Genomic DNA, 17,376 nt, shown 5'->3' on the forward strand with positions numbered 1-17,376 from the left:
TTCCATCTCCCTCTCAAGCGGGCGCGATAGGCCCTTGTCCGACTTCGTCAAGGAACTCCAAAATAAATGCATTCAAAGCCTCGGGCGCGTCCTCATGAACGATGTGCGATGCGTTCTCGATCATTTTGATCCGCGCATCCGAAAGGCAATGGAACAGCCCGTCAAGAAGCAGCTTGAAAAGCGGTGGGCTGTCGGTGCCGCCAATCAGAAGCACGGGAACACGGACATTCTGGAATGTCTTTCCACACAGATCAGGGAACCCCTGATACAGGGCCAGTGCGCGGTCAGGCCCCCGATTGTCCCAGACCTGCGCAAAACGTTCCTCCGACAAGGCTTCGAAATACCGCTCGCCCAGCACCCCTCGGGCAAAGATTTCAACAGCCAGCTTGTCCTCCCCCCTGCGAAAAGCCTTTTCCGAAGGGCCCACGGTTCGTGCACCGAATTTCATGATTGCGAAGGCAAGCCGGGGCTCCGAAACCAGAAGCCGGATCAATTGATTTGCCGTCGGCGGAATGCTCACGTGCATCGAAATCGCTGGCGGTTCAATCAGGATGAGACTGCGAAACAGCGCTGGTACTTGCTCGGCGGCCAAAAGTGAAACAAGCGCGCCCCAGGAATGCCCGACGACATGCGCAGGCCCGGCATCCATTGCTCTGAACAGAGCGGCAAGATCATCGACATGGGCTTGAATGGGATCGGGCGCATCTGACGGTATTGGCGCGTTGGGCGCGTGAAAGCGGCGGCTATAGGCGATGGTGCGAAAGCGTTGCGGAAAAACATCGATCTGATGGGACCATGTTCGCAAATCCGACGCGCTGCCATGCACAAGCACCAACGGGTCGCCGCCACCTTTTTCCAAGGCAGCAAGAACGGTGCCGTTCACCTCCACCGATTGGACCGAGGTCAAGTTGAGCATGTCCGTAAGCATAGCACAAACCGCACGCGTCTTTAATCGTGACCACGGCTGTCTGCGAAGGTTACCGGAAAATGCCCGAACACCCCCATTGCATCCCCCGCCCCAATCGGCAAGCTGGCGGGTAAGGAGAGAGCACCATGACCGAACAGCTGACAGGGGACTATGACTATGTGATCGTCGGTGGAGGTACCGCCGGCTGCGTGCTCGCCAACCGCCTGAGCGAAAATCCCGATACTCGGGTGTTGTTGCTCGAAGCGGGCGGCAACGACCTCTATCACTGGGTGCATATCCCCGTGGGTTACCTCTATTGCATCGGCAATCCCCGCGTCGACTGGATGATGAAGACAGCCGAGGAACCAGGGCTGAACGGTCGCTCGCTGGTCTATCCACGCGGCAAGGTTCTGGGCGGCTGCACCTCGATCAACGGCATGATCTACATGCGCGGGCAGGCCGCCGATTACGACGGCTGGCGGCAGATGGGCAATACGGGTTGGGGCTGGGACGACGTGCTGCCCTATTTCCGCAAATCCGAGGATCACCACAAGGGCGAGACCAATCTCCACGGGGCAGGGGGCGAGTGGAAGGTGACCACCCAGCGCGTCAGCTGGGACATCCTGCGCGCCTTTCAGGAGGGTGCGCAGGAATTCGGCTACGGCCCCACCCCGGATTTCAATTCCGGCAACAACGAAGGCTCGGGTTTCTTCGAGGTGAACCAGAAAAACGGGGTCCGCTGGAACACCACCAAGGCCTTCCTGCGCCCGGCGTTAAAACGCCCCAACCTGCGGGTGCTGACCCATGCGACAACCGACCGGCTGATCCTGGATGGCCGCCGCGTCACCGGCGTCGTCTTTCGCTACAAAGGCCGCCTCCTGACCGTTACTGCCCGGGCCGAGGTGCTGCTCGCCGCGGGTGCCATCAACTCGCCCAAGCTGTTGGAGTTGTCCGGCATCGGCCAGCCCGACCGCCTTTCTGCCCTGGGTATCACGCCCATTCTTGACCTGCCGGGAGTGGGTGAGAACCTGCAGGACCACCTGCAGATCCGCACCGTGTTCAAGGTCTCGGGCACTCAAACCCTGAACGAAACGGCCAACTCTGTGCTGGGTCGCATCGGTATCGGCCTGAAATACGCACTTTCCCGCTCCGGCCCGCTCAGCATGGCGCCTAGCCAGTTCGGCCTCTTCACCAAATCCGACCCCGCGCTCGCCACGCCCGATCTCGAATACCATGTCCAGCCGCTCTCCACGGACAGGCTCGGCGACCCTCTGCACCCGTTTCCGGCCATCACTGTCTCGGTCTGCAATCTGCGCCCCGAAAGCGTGGGCCACAGCCACATCACCACCAGCCAGCCCGACCCGCAGCCGCATATCCGCCTCAACTACCTCAGCGCCGAGCGCGACAAACAGGTCGCTGTCGCCGCCGTCAAACAGACGCGCCGGATCATGACCGCGCGGGCGCTGCAACCTTACTGCCCACAGGAATTCCTGCCGGGTCCGGAAATCGCCACCGATGCCGACCTTCTGCGCGAGGCCGGAAACATCGCCACCACGATTTTCCACCCGGTCGGAACCTGCAGGATGGGCGCCGACCCGATGGCCGTCACCGCACCAGATCTGCGCGTCCACGGCCTTTCGGGTCTGCGCGTGATCGACGCCTCGATCATGCCGAAAATCGTCAGCGGCAATACCGCCTCCCCGGTCATCATGATCGCCGAGAAAGCCGCCGACATGATCCGCACTTCATCTTTTTGAGGATACTCCGGGGGAGGCGCGGCTCGCCGCGCCGGGGGCAGAGCCACCTATGACCGCGGCTTTGCCCGCAATGTCGGGTCGGCTGCTGTGGGGTCCTCCGGCCAGGGATGTTTGGGGTATTGCGCTCGCATGTCCTTGCGCACGTCCGCATAGGACCCGGCCCAGAATCCCGGCAGATCGCGGGTAATCTGGATCGGTCGCCGCGCCGGCGACAAAAGCGTGATCTTCAAAGGCTCGCCCCCGATCACCGGGTGCTGCGTGACCCCGAACAACTCCTGCAACCGCACCGAAATCTCCGGCACCGCGCCACCATAGTCGATCGGCACTTTCCGCCCCAGCGGCGTGGTAAAGGACCCCGGCGCGCGGCGGTCCAGATCCTGCAACTGCTCCCAGCTCAGTGCGGTCCTGAGCGCGGGCAGCAGGTCGAACCGCTTCCATTCTTCGGCGCTGCGCACGCCGGACAGCATCGGCAACAACCACTCCTCCAGACTTGCCAGCAGCCCCTGTTCGGAAAAATCCGGCAGATCGGCACCGTTTTCCCGCACCAGTTCCACCCGCGCGGCGAGACGCGCGGCCGCGCCTTCCAGCCGCAAGCCCAGATCGCGCACCCCGTCCAGCATCGCCGCCGCCACCGCCGCGTCGGGCGCGTCTTTCCAGACCCGGTCCTCCAGCGTGATCGCGCCGAAGCGCTCCTGTTGCCGCGCCACCACCCTGCGGTCGCGCCTTGACCATTCGCAGACGTCCACCCAGACAATCTGCTCACCAAACAGCTCCCGGATGTCCCGTTCCGAGATCTGGGCGGCCAGCCGAACCCGGGCTTCGCGCGGATTGCCATCGGTATCGATTGCCACAAGATACGGCACCCCTGCCAGCCCGTCTCCGGCCTCCAACACGGCGCCTTTGCCGCCCGACAGAACGAACCTGGGTGTGCCCCCCTTGCGCCGCTGCCCGATACGGTCGGGATAGGCCAGCGCCGCCATGGCCGCGACGCTCATCCGCTCGTCAGAGGATTTCGTCTGCCCGCGCAGCCGCTTCGCCTCGGCCCGCACTCGCTCCAGCACACTCATGTGCAGCGCATAGGGCCGGTTGCGCTGAAACGTCTTTGCATCCCGCAATGCCTCCAGCCGCAGGCTCAGATCCACCGGCGCGCCCTTCAGCGGATCACGTTCGGCCATCAGCGCCGCCAAAGGTGCTGCCTCGCCCCCCGCCGTCACCAGCATATGCCCCAGACGCGGGTGCAGGGGCAGGGCGGCCAGCGCCCGCCCGTGATCGGTGATCCGTCCCTTGCCATCCAGCGCGCCCAGCATCGCAAGCAACGCCCGCGCCTCGGCCATCACCTCATTGGGCGGCTGCGTCAGAAAGGCCAATTCTGTCGGCTCGGCCCCCCATAGCGCCAGCTCCAGCGCCAGTCCGGTCAGGTCCGCCGCCTCGATCTCGGCAGGTGGAAAGGCGGCCAGCGCCCCGTCCTCGCCCCTGGACCACAGCCGGTAACACACACCTTCGGCCACCCGGCCCGCGCGACCCGCCCGCTGGGTCGCCTCTGCCCGCGTCACCCGCTCGGTCACCAGCCGTGACAGTCCCGCGCCCGGATCGAACCGCGCCCGCCGGGCCTGGCCCATATCGATCACCACCCGGATGTCGGGAATGGTCAGCGAGGTTTCCGCGATCGAGGTCGCCAGTACCACCTTGCGCCCCGCCGACACCGGCGCAATCGCCGCCCGCTGCGCGGCAAAGGGCATCGCGCCGAACAGGGGGCGCAGCACGCAACTTTCGGGCAATCGTTTCGCCAGCGCCGCCTCGGTCCGACGGATCTCGCCCTCGCCTGGCAGAAACACCAGCATCCCGCCGCCTGTCCCGCGTGTCTCCCGCTCGGCCCGGACGACCAGATCGGCCAGCGCGTCCAGACGCCGCGCCTGCGGCCCCAGCGGACGCTCCAGCCAGCGTGTCTCCACCGGATAACTCCGCCCCTCGGAACTGACCAACGGCGCATCCATCAGCACCGCCACCGGTTCGGCATCCAAGGTTGCCGACATCGCCAGCAGGATCAGGTCGTCCCGCAGCGCGCCCGCCACTTCCAGACACAGCGCCAGTCCCAGATCGGCATTCAGGGAGCGTTCGTGAAACTCGTCAAAGATCACCGCGCTCACGCCGGGCAGGTCCGGTTCGGATTGCAGCATCCGGGTCAGGATGCCTTCGGTCACGACCTCGATCCGCGTCGCCCCGGACACCCTGGCATCGCCCCGAACGCGATACCCCACGGTCTCGCCCGCGCGTTCCCCCAGCGTCTCGGCCATGCGCTCGGCGGCGGCCCGCGCCGCCAGCCTGCGCGGTTCCAGCATCACGATGCGGCCCTCGCACAGCCCTGCCTCCAGCATCGCCAGTGGCACTTTTGTGGTCTTGCCTGCCCCCGGCGGAGCCTGCAACACCGCCCGCCCGCGCGCTTTCAGCGCGGCAATCAGATCGGGCAGGGCATCATCTATCGGCAATTGGTCCATGCCGCCTTATCGCCAAAGCACAGACCGGCGTCCAGTTCGCCTGCGGCAAATCCCGCCGCTTCCGACACTGGACAAACCCCGTCCCGCTACGTCATCAAGGGCAAAATTCCGGGAAGGGGGCGCGCATGAACATCGCAGAGCTTGGCGACAAGGTACTGACCGGCGACCGCCGGGCGCTGGCGCGCGCGATCACCCTGGTCGAAAGCAAGCGCCCCGACCACCGCGCACAGGCGACCGAACTGCTCGAATATCTTGCCCCCGCCGGTCGTCAGGCCCTGCGCATCGGTCTGTCCGGCACGCCGGGGGTGGGCAAATCCACCTTCATCGAATCCTTCGGCATGCTGCTGACCGGGCAGGGGCTGCGCGTTGCCGTGCTTGCAGTCGATCCCAGCTCGGCCCGATCCGGCGGCTCGATCCTCGGCGACAAGACCCGGATGGAGCGCCTCAGCCGCGAGCGGAATGCGTTTATCCGACCATCCCCCAGCCAGACCCACCTGGGCGGCGTCGCCCGCCGCACGCGCGAGGCGGTGGCGCTCTGCGAGGCGGCAAGCTTTGATGTGATCCTGATCGAAACCGTGGGCGTCGGCCAGTCCGAAACCGTGGTTTCGGAAATGTCCGACCTGTTCCTGCTGCTGCTGGCGCCCGCCGGTGGCGACGAGTTGCAGGGCGTCAAGCGCGGCATCATGGAAATGGCCGACTTGATTCTCGTCAACAAGGCAGACGGTGCCCTTAGGGAAACCGCGATCCGAACCTGCGCCGATTATGCCGGCGCGCTGCGGCTGCTGCGCAAACGCCCGCAGGATCCGGCCGGTTTTCCCAAGGCTCTGATGGTCTCGGCGGTCGAAGAACAGGGGCTGGCCGAGGCATGGGTTGAAATGCAGGCGCTGGTCGACTGGCGCAAGGAAAACAGCCACTGGGATGCCAATCGCTCCGCACAGGCCCGCTACTGGTTCGATCAGGAAGTGCGCCATGCCCTGCTTGCGCGCCTCGACACCGCCGAGGCCCGGGCCAACATGGCACGGCTCAACAACGAAGTGGCGCAAGGGACGCTCAGCCCGGCCGCCGCCGCCGAACGCATGCTGGCAACGCTCTCGGGGGCCTGACCCCCACTTCATCTTTTTCCAGATGCTCAAGCCTTAGGCATGGCCCGGCACGGGCCATTCCGCCGAACCTTGCAAACTTCGCAAGCTTCTTGAAAGATTCCGCATCCGCCATCTTGACCCTTCCGGCGATTCCTCCTAAACGCATCCAACCAGTTTTCGGGCGCGACTTCGGGTTGCGCCCCTTGTGATTTGGCAGAAGGCCGGATGCCCTGCCACCAGAAACAAAGGATGTAACCATGTCGCGCCGTTGCGAACTGACCGGAAAAGGCCCGATGACTGGCAACAATGTCAGCCACGCCAACAATAAAACCAAGCGTCGTTTTCTACCCAACCTTAACGATGTTACGCTGCAGTCGGAAACCCTGGGCCGTGGCGTCAAGCTGCGCATCTCGGCTTCCGCTCTGCGCTCGGTTGATCATCGCGGTGGTCTGGACGCGTTCCTGGCCAAGGCCAAGGACGAAGACCTGTCCGCCAACGCGCTGAAAGTCAAAAAAGAGATCGCCAAGGCCCAAGCCTCGGCCTGATCGCTTTCGAAAGTCGGATTTTGAAACCCCGTACTGTGCCGGTACGGGGTTTTTGCTTGTGTGCTGTCCGCGCGACGGACAACTGCAAATCTGCTAGGATGCGCCTCCAAAGGGAGACCGCTCATGGCAGAGTTCTATTCCAGCGCCCACCGGCATCTGCAGGACAAGTTCGAAACCCGAAGACTGGCCGATGCGCTGCACGACAGGGTCATGCGCTCGGCACTGGCCCCGATGGACCGCAGGTTCATCACGGCCAGCGACTTCTTTTTCCTGTCCACCATCGACCACGCCGGTTTTCCCTCGGTTTCATACAAGGGCGGCGCACCCGGCTTCGTACGCATCCTCGACGACCGCACTCTGTGTTTTCCGATCTATGACGGCAACGGTATGTTCTATTCGGCCGGAAACATCGCCGATACCGCCAGAGTCGGCATGCTGTTCATCGATTTCGAGCAGCCCCGCCGCCTGCGCCTGCACGGGCGGGCACAAGGGTCGACGTCATCGCCCTTGTTCGACACCTATCCCGGGGCGCTTATGGTGGTGCGGGTCGATCTGGAAAACATCTTTACAAACTGCCCCCGCTATATCCACCGCTACCAGCGTCAACAGGCTTCGGATTTCGTGCCACGGCCCGGCGTCGAAACGCCCGTCCCTGACTGGAAACGCGTCGATTACCTGCAGGAGCTGCTGCCGGAACCGGACCGCAAGAAAGCGGCGGCAAGCGGTGAGACAACCACCGAAACCGAGTATCGGCGGAAATTCTGGAAAGGTCTGGAGTAGGCCCATCTCCTGTGGCGGAGTTCCGGTCTTTTATTGCGTGTACAAAAGATTGAAAAGAATGGTCATTAATTGATCTGAATCATTGTTTTTTTTACGGTTTGTGGCAATGATTTTTCATCAGGTCACCATCTACTGAGCGAGGTAGAGGACCATGCCGACACTTCAGCAATTGCTCAATTCCAAAAGTCAGAAGGTTCTGACAATTCATCCGACCGCGACGGTTCTGGATGCCATCCAGAAAATGGCCAACGCCGATGTCGGTGCAATCGTGGTAGTGCAGGGCGGCAAGGTGATGGGGATTTTCACCGAACGCCACTATGCGCGCGAAGTGTTCCTCAAAGGCCGCTCCTCTCCGAAAACACGGGTGGGCGATGTCATGGCGACCCGGGTCTCCTACGCGCCGCCCGACCAGACCGTGCAGGAGGCGATGGCGGTCATGACCGGCCTGCGCGTGCGCCATTTGCCGGTGATGGATCAGGGGCAACTTGTGGGCATCGTGTCGATGGGCGATCTGGTCAAAAGCATCATCAGCGACCAGCAATTCGTGATCGAACAACTGGAACGCTATATCAGTGGTTGACCCCGCGTCCGCCAGGGGCCCCAGCGCCCTGCTGTCGCAGGGTCGCGCAATGCGCTTGAAGCACCGCGTCCGCAAGGCGTATGCAATGACTCAAATGAACCATCCGTTCCGCCCATATCTGGCGCTTGTGTTGTCGCTGCTGCTGGTCCTCACTGGCCAAAGCCTTGCCGTTTCGCGCGGGATGAGCGCCGCTATGGGCCAGATGGAACTGTGCACCGGCACTGGCCCGGTCATGGTCTACATGGACGAACAGGGCCAGCCGACGAAACCGCCGCATTACTGCCCCGACTATGCCCTGACCCTGTTGGGGGCGGTTCTGCTGGACCAGTCACCGCTGCCCGCCGCACCGGATCACGACCGGCCCGCAGCCCTTTACGCAATAGATCTGAACGCTCCTGTACCGCATCTGCACGCCGCCGCGCGCGCGCCTCCACTTGTTGTCTGATTTTCGCATTCAACTCGCAATACAGACAATCAAGACAATGGGAGAGGCGCCATGTCGCTCAAATCCACCCTGCTTACCGCAGTTGCAACCCTGACCCTGGCCGGTGCCGCGCTGGCCGACGGCGCGATCGTGATCGAAGACGCCTATGCCCGCTCGTCAGGCAAGAATGCCAAGGCCGGGGCCGCATTCATGACCATCACGAACCAGTCTGATGCCGATGACCGTCTGATTGACGCGAAATCGGGCGTGGCCGGCCGCGTCGAGCTGCACACTCACCAGATCAACTCCGAAGGCGTGGCCCAGATGGTCCATGTCGAAGAAGGTTTCGTCATTCCCGCGAACGAGGCCCACAATCTGCAGCGCGGCGGCGACCATGTGATGTTCATGGGGATCAAGGCTCCCTTCGAGCAGGGCGCAACGATCCCGGTCACGCTGATCTTTGAAAACGCCGGCGAGATCGAGGTCGAGATCCCCGTCGATCTGAACCGCTGATCCGGCAGGCGGCAGCGCCTGTCTTCGCACCGCGCTGCGGCCCTCGTCAATGCGTCAGGCCGGGTATCCCCCGGCCTGTTGCCGTTGCGCCCTTCGGCAATCGCATACAGCCGGCCTGGTGGCCGCGCGTTTCGTGTTACGATGGGGCTGTAAAGCGGTGCCGCAGCTATTGCGCCCACGCGCCGGGATTGGTGATTGAGGGTTTTGACCATGGACATGAAAAAGTTACTCGAAGACTTCGACGCGGCGTATAACGACGCCTTCAACCGGGGTGACGCCGCGGCCTGCGCCGCGTTCTTTACCGAGGATGTCGTCCTGCTGGCGCCCGGTCAGCCCATGATCCGCGGCCGCGCCGCGTTCGAGGAAGTCTACCGCTCGCGGATGGAAGTCTCCGACGGTGGCACCCATACCAATGCGCTGATCGAATACGGTGTCGAGGGCGACATGGCCTATCAGATCGGAACCTACGCCGTCATCGGTGCAACCCCGCCCGAAGAGGGCAAGTTCGTCAACGTCCTGAAACGCCAGCCCGATGGTACCTGGAAGGTCGCCGTCTCTATCTTCAACAGCGACCGGCCTTAAAGCGTTTCTAGCAACTGTATTTCCCAAGCGGCCTGAGCCGACCGGTTTTGCTGAGATTTGAGGAGTGCGTTCACGATTGTGACCAGCTTTCTAGCGACTGCTGTGATGATGACCTTGTTTGGCTTTTCCGCGTCCCGAAAACGATCTGCGAAAATCTTGAGAATTACAGTTGCTAGAATGTAGCCGCCAGCCGCGTGCCCTGATTGATCGCGCGCTTGGCATCCAACTCGGCGGCGACATCCGCACCCCCGATCACATGTGGGGTGATACCCTGCTCGATCAGCGCGTCCGCCAGTGACCGTTCGGACACCTGACCGGCACACAGCACTATGGTGTCGGCCGCAATCACCGTCGGGTCCGCGCGCTCTTCGCCAAAGCTGACATGCAGACCGTCATCGTCGATGCGCTCATAATTCACGCCGCCCACGAAATTGACGTTCTTCATCTTCAGTGTTGCCCGGTGAATCCAGCCGGTGGTTTTGCCAAGACCCTTTCCATGCGCCTGTTTCTTGCGCTGCAACAAGGTGACCTGACGCGCGGGCGCGCTGGGTTGCGGCCCATCGGGCGCCAACCCCGCACGGTGTTCAGCCGGGTCCGTCACGCCCCATTCCTTCATCCACAAGGGCAGGTCGGTCGTGGCGCTGTGACCCTCTTCCAGCAGGAACTCGGACACATCAAAACCGATACCACCGGCCCCGATCACGGCAGCAGACTTGCCAACCACGGCCTTGCCGCGCAGTACGTCGATGTAACTCAGCACGTTGTCCCGATCCTGCCCCGGTATCTGCGGATCACGCGGGCTGACACCGGTGGCGATGACCACCTCGTCAAAGCCGGTCAGGTCATCTGCGCCTACCTCGCGGTTCAGTTCGACGGTCACGCCCAGATCATCCATCATGGTGCGGTACCAGTCGACAAGGCCCCAGAATTCTTCTTTCCCCGGCACCTGCTTGGCCATGTTCAGCTGCCCGCCGACCTCATCAGCGCGGTCGAACAAGGTAACATCGTGGCCGCGCTGGGCCGCGATCATTGCGGTCGACAGACCGGCAGGGCCTGCCCCCACAATGGCAATGGATTTGCGCGTTTTGGCCGGTTCAATCACCAGCTCTGTCTCATGACAGGCGCGCGGGTTCACGAGGCACGAGGTCAGCTTGCCGCTGAACGTGTGATCCAGACAGGCCTGATTGCAGGCAATGCAAGGCGCGATCTTCGCGGCCTCACCCGCAATCGCCTTGGCCACGAAATCCGCATCCGCCAGCATCGGGCGGGCCAGCGAGACCATGTCGGCGCAACCGGTCGACAGAACCTCTTCGGCCACCTCGGGGGTGTTGATCCGGTTCGATGTGATCACTGGTATCCCCACCTTGCCCATCAGCTTCTTGGTCACCCAGGCAAAGGCCGCGCGCGGCACGCTGGTGGCAATGGTAGGGATCCGCGCCTCGTGCCAGCCAATGCCGGTGTTGATGATCGTGGCCCCGGCCTTTTCGATCTCCTGCGCCAGTTGCACCACCTCGTCATGGGTCGATCCGTTGGGTACCAGATCGATCATCGACAGCCGGTAGATGATGATGAAATCGGTGCCCACCGCCTCGCGCGTGCGGCGCACCACCTCGATCGGCAGGCGCATCCGGTTCTCATAGGACCCGCCCCAGCGGTCGGTGCGCTTGTTGGTGTGGGTGACGAGGAACTGGTTGAGGAAATAGCCTTCGGATCCCATGATCTCGACCCCGTCATAGCCCGCCTTCCGCGCCAGCACGGCGGCGTTGACGATGTCACCGATCTGCTTCTCGATCCCTTCCTCGTCCAGCTCATGCGGCGGGAACGGAGAAATCGGCGATTTCACCGGGCTGGGCGCCACGCATTTCGGCCCATAGGCATAACGCCCCGCATGCAGGATCTGCATCGCGATCTTGCCGCCCGCGTCATGTACGCGCTGCGTCACGATGGAATGGTGCGCCACGTCCTTGTCGCTCACCATCATCGAGGCCCCCGGCAGGACCGAGCCTTCAGGGTTCGGACCAATCCCACCCGTCACCATCAAGGCCACGCCGCCCCGCGCCCGGTTGGCGTAAAACTCGGCCACCCGGTTCCAGTCGCCGGTCTCCTCAAGCCCCGTATGCATCGAGCCCATCAGCACGCGGTTTTTCAACGTGGTAAAGCCCAGATCCAGCGGGGCTAGCATATTCGGGTACGCAGTCATGGCGGAACTCTCCCTCCTGAATTTGCCCGCTAGATTGACGTTCGCGTCAACTTTGTCACGCGAAACCCCACGTCACCCTCTTTGCCTTGGCGTCGGTGATTGCTAGAGGTGGGCGGAACAACCCGATGAGGCCGCGCATGACCCCCGAAGAAATCGCCAAACTGCCCTATCGCCCCTGCGTCGGGCTGATGCTGATGAATGCCGAGGGCAAGATCTTCGTGGGACAGCGCAACGACCGCCACGCGGACGCCTGGCAAATGCCGCAGGGCGGTGTGGACAAGGGCGAAGATCCCCGCGTCGCAGCCCTGCGCGAGCTGTGGGAAGAAACCGGGGTCACAGCTGATCTGGTCGAAATCATCGCCGAAACCAAGGGCTGGCTGCCCTATGACCTGCCCCATGACATCGTGCCCCATATCTGGAAAGGCCGCTATCGCGGGCAGGAACAGAAATGGTTCCTGTTGCGCTTCACCGGCGCTGACGATCAGATCAACATCGAAACCGACCACCCTGAATTTACCCGCTGGAAATGGCAAAAACCCGACCAGCTGATCGCCGAAATCGTACCCTTCAAGCGCGATGTGTATGAGCGCGTGGTCGAGGCTTTTTCCAGCCACTTGGGCAAGTTATAATCGCTTGGGGTGTTGTTAAAAACGGGCTGCTTTGCAGGCAATCCGGATATGTGCAACTGCGGCAATTGCCGCCGCAGCAATACTTGGCGGTTGCAGCCAAGATATGCAAACCAGGCATTACCAGCCAGCTTCGAAATCCGCTTCAATGCCGCACTTTCGCCGCGATACCGAAAACCGAAAACTGCGGGACGAGACTGTCATCTCGATGGATTGATGATAGGTTAGTCTCCTAGAATGCGGTTCTTTGATTAAACTCTTTTCGGGAGCAAGTTTTTAGGTTTCTTTCTTTGTGCTGAGGGTGCTATTGAGCCATCCCACGCGAAAGCTTGATGAGTTTGCCGGGGATCGCCGGACCGGAACCGGGCCGTCAGACCAGCACACTATCTGGCAGGTCAGGCATATCCTTGTCCGAGGAATCGAGATAGGTGCGAACCGTCGGGTCGATCCACGAGCTTGAAACGGAATAAACCCCGCAGGCCGCAAGCGCCTCGCGCGCGGTTACCCTTTCGGGTAGCCGTTTCCAGATCGTTTTGGCCGCATAGGGCCGTGGATAGGGGCGCCACGCGACCCCCATAGTCATACCGCGCAGGTATTTGAGTTGCTGCCGGTGCGCCGAATAAAGTATCGTCTGCGCAACACTGCCCTCGCGCGCCCTTTCGTGTTCGGTCACAAAAATCCGGTTCCCCCTCAGAGTGACAAGCCCTTCATAGCGTGAAAGCTGCCGTATGCTTTTGTCGGGCGAGGTGGCGTTTTCATGCGACCGGATAGTGATCAGCCCATCCCGTTCGCTCAGCCGGATCAAGGAGCAAAAGATTACCCCATCCCAGGACGGGGTACGAAAGAACGAGTGATAGAATCCCAGATAGCGTTTGAGATTCTTTTGCTGATCGCGGAATGGTTCCAGAAACGTCTTGGACGGCGAGGCCACCTGACCGGGCGACGATTGCGTCAAAAGCACTTCAAACTCCGGTGCGGCGGCAAATAGCTGTGCCTCGGTCATGTCAAAGTGGCGGGCGATACGGCGGAGGTTGTGCGCCGAAGGCATGCTCGACCCGTTCAGATAGCGGTTGAACTGCTGACGGTTCAGCCCGATGTCGCGGCAGATCTGCGAGATGCTGCCATGCTCGGCGCAAAGCTGGCGAAGATTTCGGGAAAAACTTTCTGACATGCTGCAAATTCTTTCGCTACCTGACGCTATTTCACTTCAATATGCATCACATCGCGCAAAATCGCACAATTTCTTTCTTTCGAGAACACGTCATCTTCTTGCACATCAAGTTTCCGAATCCAAAGGCCAACATGTCGATCAGTGTCACCGAAAATACCTGGATCACCCTGCCTGACGGTCGCCGGCTGGCCGCCCGGCTCTGGCTGCCCGATGCGGCCCCTGCGCCTGCGATCCTCGAATATCTGCCCTATCGCAAACGCGACGGCACCGCGCCCCGGGACGAGACCACTCACCGGGTATTTGCCGAGGCCGGATATGCCTGTGTACGGGTCGACATAGCCGGAACCGGCGACAGCCAAGGCCGGTTTGACGATGAGTATTCCGAACAGGAACTCAGCGACGGCGAAGCGGTACTGGCCTGGATCGCGGCGCAGGATTGGTGCGACGGCAATATCGGCATGATTGGCATTTCTTGGGGTGGCTTCAACGGGCTGCAATTGGCCTTTCGCCACCCCGAACCGCTCAAGGCGGTGGTCAGCGTGGCCTCGACAGTGGACCGCTATGCCGATGACATCCATTTCATGGGTGGTTGTTTGCTGAGTGACAATGCCAATTGGGGCAGTCAGATGTTCGCCTATCTCACCCGACCAGCAGACCCGGACCTTCGCCCTGACTGGCGCGAGGACTGGATCGCGCGGCTCGAAAACGTGCCTTTTTCTTCAGTTGACTGGTTGCGCCACCCCACCCGCGACGCGTTCTGGATACACGGTTCGGTATGCGAGGACTGGTCCGCCATTCAAGCCCCGACCCTCGCCATCACCGGTTGGGCCGACGCCTACGTGAACGCACCGCCCGCTCTTGCGGCCAATCTGACCGTGCCCGCCAAAGCCATCATCGGCCCGTGGGAGCATCGCTATCCCCATATCTCCAAGCTCGACCCGGCGGATTTCCATTCCGAGGTGATTGGCTGGTTCGACCGCTGGCTGAAGCGGGAACAGAACGGCGCCGAAGACCTGCCAGACTACCGCACCTTCATGCAGGAACATTTCAACCCGACCAAGGAAAACAAGCCGCGCACGGGCCGCTGGATCGCCGAGGCGATCTGGCCCTCGCCAAACGTGAAGGATCGCGTCCTGCACCTTGCCCCCGGCGGCTTTGCCGACGTCCCTACAGCAGGCACGGTTGATGTTGCTTCTCCCGCCCACACTGGACAAGCGGCGGGATATTTCTGCCCCGGCATGCGAATCGACAACGAACTGGCAGAAGATCAGACCCCTGACGATGCCTTGTCGACCTGCTTTGATACCGCGCCGCTAGACGCCCCGCTGGAACTGCTGGGTCGACCGTGCCTGAAGTTCGCATTTTCCGTCGACAAGCCCGTGGCGCAGCTGGTGGCACGGCTGTGTGATGTCTCGCCCCAGGGCGTGTCACAGCGGATTACCTATCGTCCGCTCAACCTGTGCCATTACAACAGCCACGAAACGCCCGAGCCACTGGTGCCCGGTCGGATTTACGAGGCCGAGGTCGAGTTGAACGAATGCGCCCACCACCTGCGGGAGGGCCACATCCTGCGACTGTCGCTGTCAACGTCCTACTGGCCGATCGTCTGGCCTTCACCACGGACGACCCGCGTGTCGCTGCATCTGCAAAACTGCACCCTGCACCTGCCCGTGCGGCAAGTCATGCAGGAAATCGAGCCCGCCAATCCCACTACTGCGCAGGCGTTCCCGGTGCTCGCAGCCGAGCAGTTGCGCCCGCCATCCGGCACGTCGAACCGCCACGTCACCAAGGAGGGGCGGGTGGTTCTGGACACCTTCGACGATTACGGCAAGGCACGCGACCCTTATCACGGGCTGATCGTCGGCAGTCATGTTACTATGCACTACGGCATACACCCCGACGACCCCGCCTCGGCCGAGTTCAAGGCAGAGTGGCGTTTTACCTTTGAACGCGGCGACTGGCAAGTTGCCATCGAGACCGAAAGCTGCATGACCTGTGACGGCGACATGTTTCACCTGCGCCGGAAACTGCGCGCCACCGAAGGCGCGAACGACTCCGAAGTCCTGACAAAGGAATGGTCCGAAACCGTTCCACGCGGGCTTCTTTGACCCAAGATCTGATCCAAGGGAGGATACCATGAAGATCGAATGGACCAAGGCGGCAGTGGGCCGTCGTGGATTTCTGAAAGGCGCGACAGCGCTGGGTGCGGCCACGGCCTTGCCAATGGGATGGGCACAACGGGCCTTTGCCGCCGCTGACGGTGTCTTGCGCGTGCGCTCCTATGGTGACGCGCAGAACATGGACCCCGCGCACAGCGTTGGCGTGGTCGAGGAAGAGGTACACGCCGCCATCTACAACAAGCTGATCCAGTACAAGCCGGGCCGCGAATGGGGCTGGCAACTGGACGCTGCCGCGATGATCGAACAGGTCGACCCGACACATATCAAGTTCGCCCTGCGCGACGACATCGGCTTTACCAACGGCCATGGCGCGATGACTGCCGAAGATGTGAAATTCAGCTTTGAACGCATCGTTGATGACACCACCGAAAGCCCCAACAAGCCCGACATGGGTCCGCTCAGCCATGTCGAAGTGACCGGAGAGCGCGAAGGCACCATCGTTCTGAACGAACCCTTCGCCCCGCTCTGGACCATCGCATTGCCCTATATCACCGGCAACATCGTCTCCAAGGCGGCGACCGAGGCCGCAGGCGGCCGCATCGGCGCCGACCCGGTGGCGGAATCCGGTCCCTATCTGCGGGCCAGCTGGTCGCCCAAGGAAAAGACCGTTCTCAAGCGCAATCCTGACTGGAAGGGCGATGCGCCGGTCTGGGATACGATCGAGATCTATCCGATCGACGACGAGAACACTGCCGAGATCGCGTTCGAGGCAGGCGAGCTGGACTTCACCCGTGTATCTCTGGGCTCGGTCGAGCGCTATCGCGCTGGTGTGCCGAATGGCGGAACCCTTCTGGAATACCCGTCGCTCTACTATGCGTGGCTGGGCATGAATCTGGATCATCCCAAACTGCAGAATCCGAAACTGCGTCAAGCGATCCAGCATGCCATCGACGTGCCCACCGTTCTGCAGGCGGCCTATTTCGGCGCGGTCGAGCCATCAACTGGCATCATCGCACCGGGCCTTGCCGGGCATCGCGAGAAATCTCTGGTGCCGCCGCAAGCCGATTTCGCCAAAGCAGCCGAGCTGTTGGCTGAATCCGGTGAAACCAACGTCACGCTCAAACTCGACACGCTGAACAAGACCACCTTCACCACCGCCGCGCAGGTCATTCAGGCCACGCTGGCACAGATTGGCATCACGGTTGAGGTCAACGTGCTGGAATCCGGGGCCTTCTGGGCCAGCGGCGACAACGAAGACCTGCAACTGGTTCTGAACCGCTTCTCGATGACGCCGGATCCCTATTATGCCACCGCCTGGTTCACCACGGAACAGGCCGGCATCTGGAACTGGGAGCGGTTCAAGAACGAAGAGTTCGACCAGATCCACAACTCGGCCTATCAGGAAACTGACAACGCCAAACGCGCGGCGATGTACCAGCGTGCGCAGGATCTGATGGAGGAAAGCGGCGCCTATCGCTTCCTGACCCACGAGGCAACACCGGTGATCCATTCGGCAGGCGTTGCCCCGGCGCTGCGCCCCGACGGTTTGGCGCTACTGCGGTACTTTGGCAAGTCGTAACCTGTTTCGCCAATC

General features: G+C 62.0%; 15 protein-coding genes. 11 read left to right on the top strand and 4 right to left on the bottom strand.

Annotated elements, in window-relative coordinates; all coding sequences use genetic code 11:
* Positions 1-13 precede the first annotated feature (13 nt).
* Positions 14-916, bottom strand: coding sequence for an alpha/beta fold hydrolase (locus tag AC2FMY_RS09915; RefSeq protein ID WP_496807326.1), 903 nt, complete (start codon positions 914-916; stop codon positions 14-16).
* Between the two features lie 137 nt (positions 917-1,053).
* On the opposite strand from AC2FMY_RS09915, the gene AC2FMY_RS09920 reads away from it, so the two are divergent.
* Entirely contained in the window at positions 1,054-2,664 is a 1,611-nt protein-coding gene (locus AC2FMY_RS09920) for a GMC family oxidoreductase (RefSeq protein ID WP_480749433.1), read from the top strand.
* 47 nt (positions 2,665-2,711) lie between these two features.
* On the opposite strand, the gene hrpB is transcribed toward AC2FMY_RS09920, so the two are convergent.
* Positions 2,712-5,159 carry an ATP-dependent helicase HrpB gene (gene hrpB, locus AC2FMY_RS09925; RefSeq protein ID WP_496744200.1) on the bottom strand — a complete coding sequence of 816 codons (2,448 nt, stop codon included), beginning with the start codon at positions 5,157-5,159 and terminating at the stop codon, positions 2,712-2,714.
* A gap of 125 nt (positions 5,160-5,284) precedes the next feature.
* Here hrpB and meaB point away from each other — a divergent pair, with 125 nt between their 5' ends.
* From meaB to AC2FMY_RS09960, 7 genes are all read left to right on the top strand, one after another.
* The gene (gene meaB / locus AC2FMY_RS09930) at positions 5,285-6,262 is read left to right on the top strand and encodes a methylmalonyl Co-A mutase-associated GTPase MeaB (RefSeq protein WP_496744202.1); all 978 of its coding nucleotides are present in this window, start codon (positions 5,285-5,287) and stop codon (positions 6,260-6,262) included.
* Between the two features lie 236 nt (positions 6,263-6,498).
* Positions 6,499-6,786, top strand: a complete 288-nt coding sequence (gene rpmB / locus AC2FMY_RS09935) for a 50S ribosomal protein L28 (protein ID WP_480599182.1) — start codon at positions 6,499-6,501, stop codon at positions 6,784-6,786.
* A 123-nt stretch (positions 6,787-6,909) separates the two neighbouring features.
* Positions 6,910-7,566 (top strand): pyridoxamine 5'-phosphate oxidase family protein, encoded by a 657-nt coding sequence (locus AC2FMY_RS09940; RefSeq protein ID WP_496807327.1) that lies wholly within the window; start codon positions 6,910-6,912, stop codon positions 7,564-7,566.
* Between the two features lie 151 nt (positions 7,567-7,717).
* Entirely contained in the window at positions 7,718-8,146 is a 429-nt protein-coding gene (locus AC2FMY_RS09945) for a CBS domain-containing protein (RefSeq protein ID WP_496807328.1), read from the top strand.
* 85 nt (positions 8,147-8,231) lie between these two features.
* Entirely contained in the window at positions 8,232-8,591 is a 360-nt protein-coding gene (locus tag AC2FMY_RS09950; protein ID WP_480749428.1) for a hypothetical protein, read from the top strand.
* A 51-nt stretch (positions 8,592-8,642) separates the two neighbouring features.
* On the top strand, positions 8,643-9,083 hold the full coding sequence (locus AC2FMY_RS09955; RefSeq protein WP_496744207.1) for a copper chaperone PCu(A)C: 441 nt from the start codon (positions 8,643-8,645) through the stop codon (positions 9,081-9,083).
* A gap of 216 nt (positions 9,084-9,299) precedes the next feature.
* Positions 9,300-9,665 (top strand): YybH family protein, encoded by a 366-nt coding sequence (locus tag AC2FMY_RS09960; RefSeq protein WP_480749426.1) that lies wholly within the window; start codon positions 9,300-9,302, stop codon positions 9,663-9,665.
* A gap of 172 nt (positions 9,666-9,837) precedes the next feature.
* Here the strand turns inward: AC2FMY_RS09960 and AC2FMY_RS09965 are convergent, their stop codons facing one another.
* Positions 9,838-11,865, bottom strand: a complete 2,028-nt coding sequence (locus tag AC2FMY_RS09965) for an FAD-dependent oxidoreductase (protein ID WP_496744209.1) — start codon at positions 11,863-11,865, stop codon at positions 9,838-9,840.
* A 137-nt stretch (positions 11,866-12,002) separates the two neighbouring features.
* Between AC2FMY_RS09965 and AC2FMY_RS09970 the strand changes: the two genes are divergently transcribed.
* Positions 12,003-12,494, top strand: a complete 492-nt coding sequence (locus AC2FMY_RS09970; protein ID WP_496744211.1) for an RNA pyrophosphohydrolase — start codon at positions 12,003-12,005, stop codon at positions 12,492-12,494.
* Between the two features lie 367 nt (positions 12,495-12,861).
* Here AC2FMY_RS09970 and AC2FMY_RS09975 read toward each other — a convergent pair whose 3' ends face one another.
* Positions 12,862-13,662, bottom strand: a complete 801-nt coding sequence (locus AC2FMY_RS09975) for a helix-turn-helix transcriptional regulator (RefSeq protein ID WP_496744213.1) — start codon at positions 13,660-13,662, stop codon at positions 12,862-12,864.
* 131 nt (positions 13,663-13,793) lie between these two features.
* Here AC2FMY_RS09975 and AC2FMY_RS09980 point away from each other — a divergent pair, with 131 nt between their 5' ends.
* Entirely contained in the window at positions 13,794-15,770 is a 1,977-nt protein-coding gene (locus AC2FMY_RS09980; protein WP_496807329.1) for a CocE/NonD family hydrolase, read from the top strand.
* 28 nt (positions 15,771-15,798) lie between these two features.
* A complete protein-coding gene (locus AC2FMY_RS09985) occupies positions 15,799-17,361 on the top strand; it encodes an ABC transporter substrate-binding protein (protein ID WP_496807330.1) in 1,563 nt (520 codons plus the stop codon).
* Positions 17,362-17,376: the final 15 nt, after the last annotated feature.

The organism is Ruegeria sp. YKSE079 (assembly GCF_059612845.1).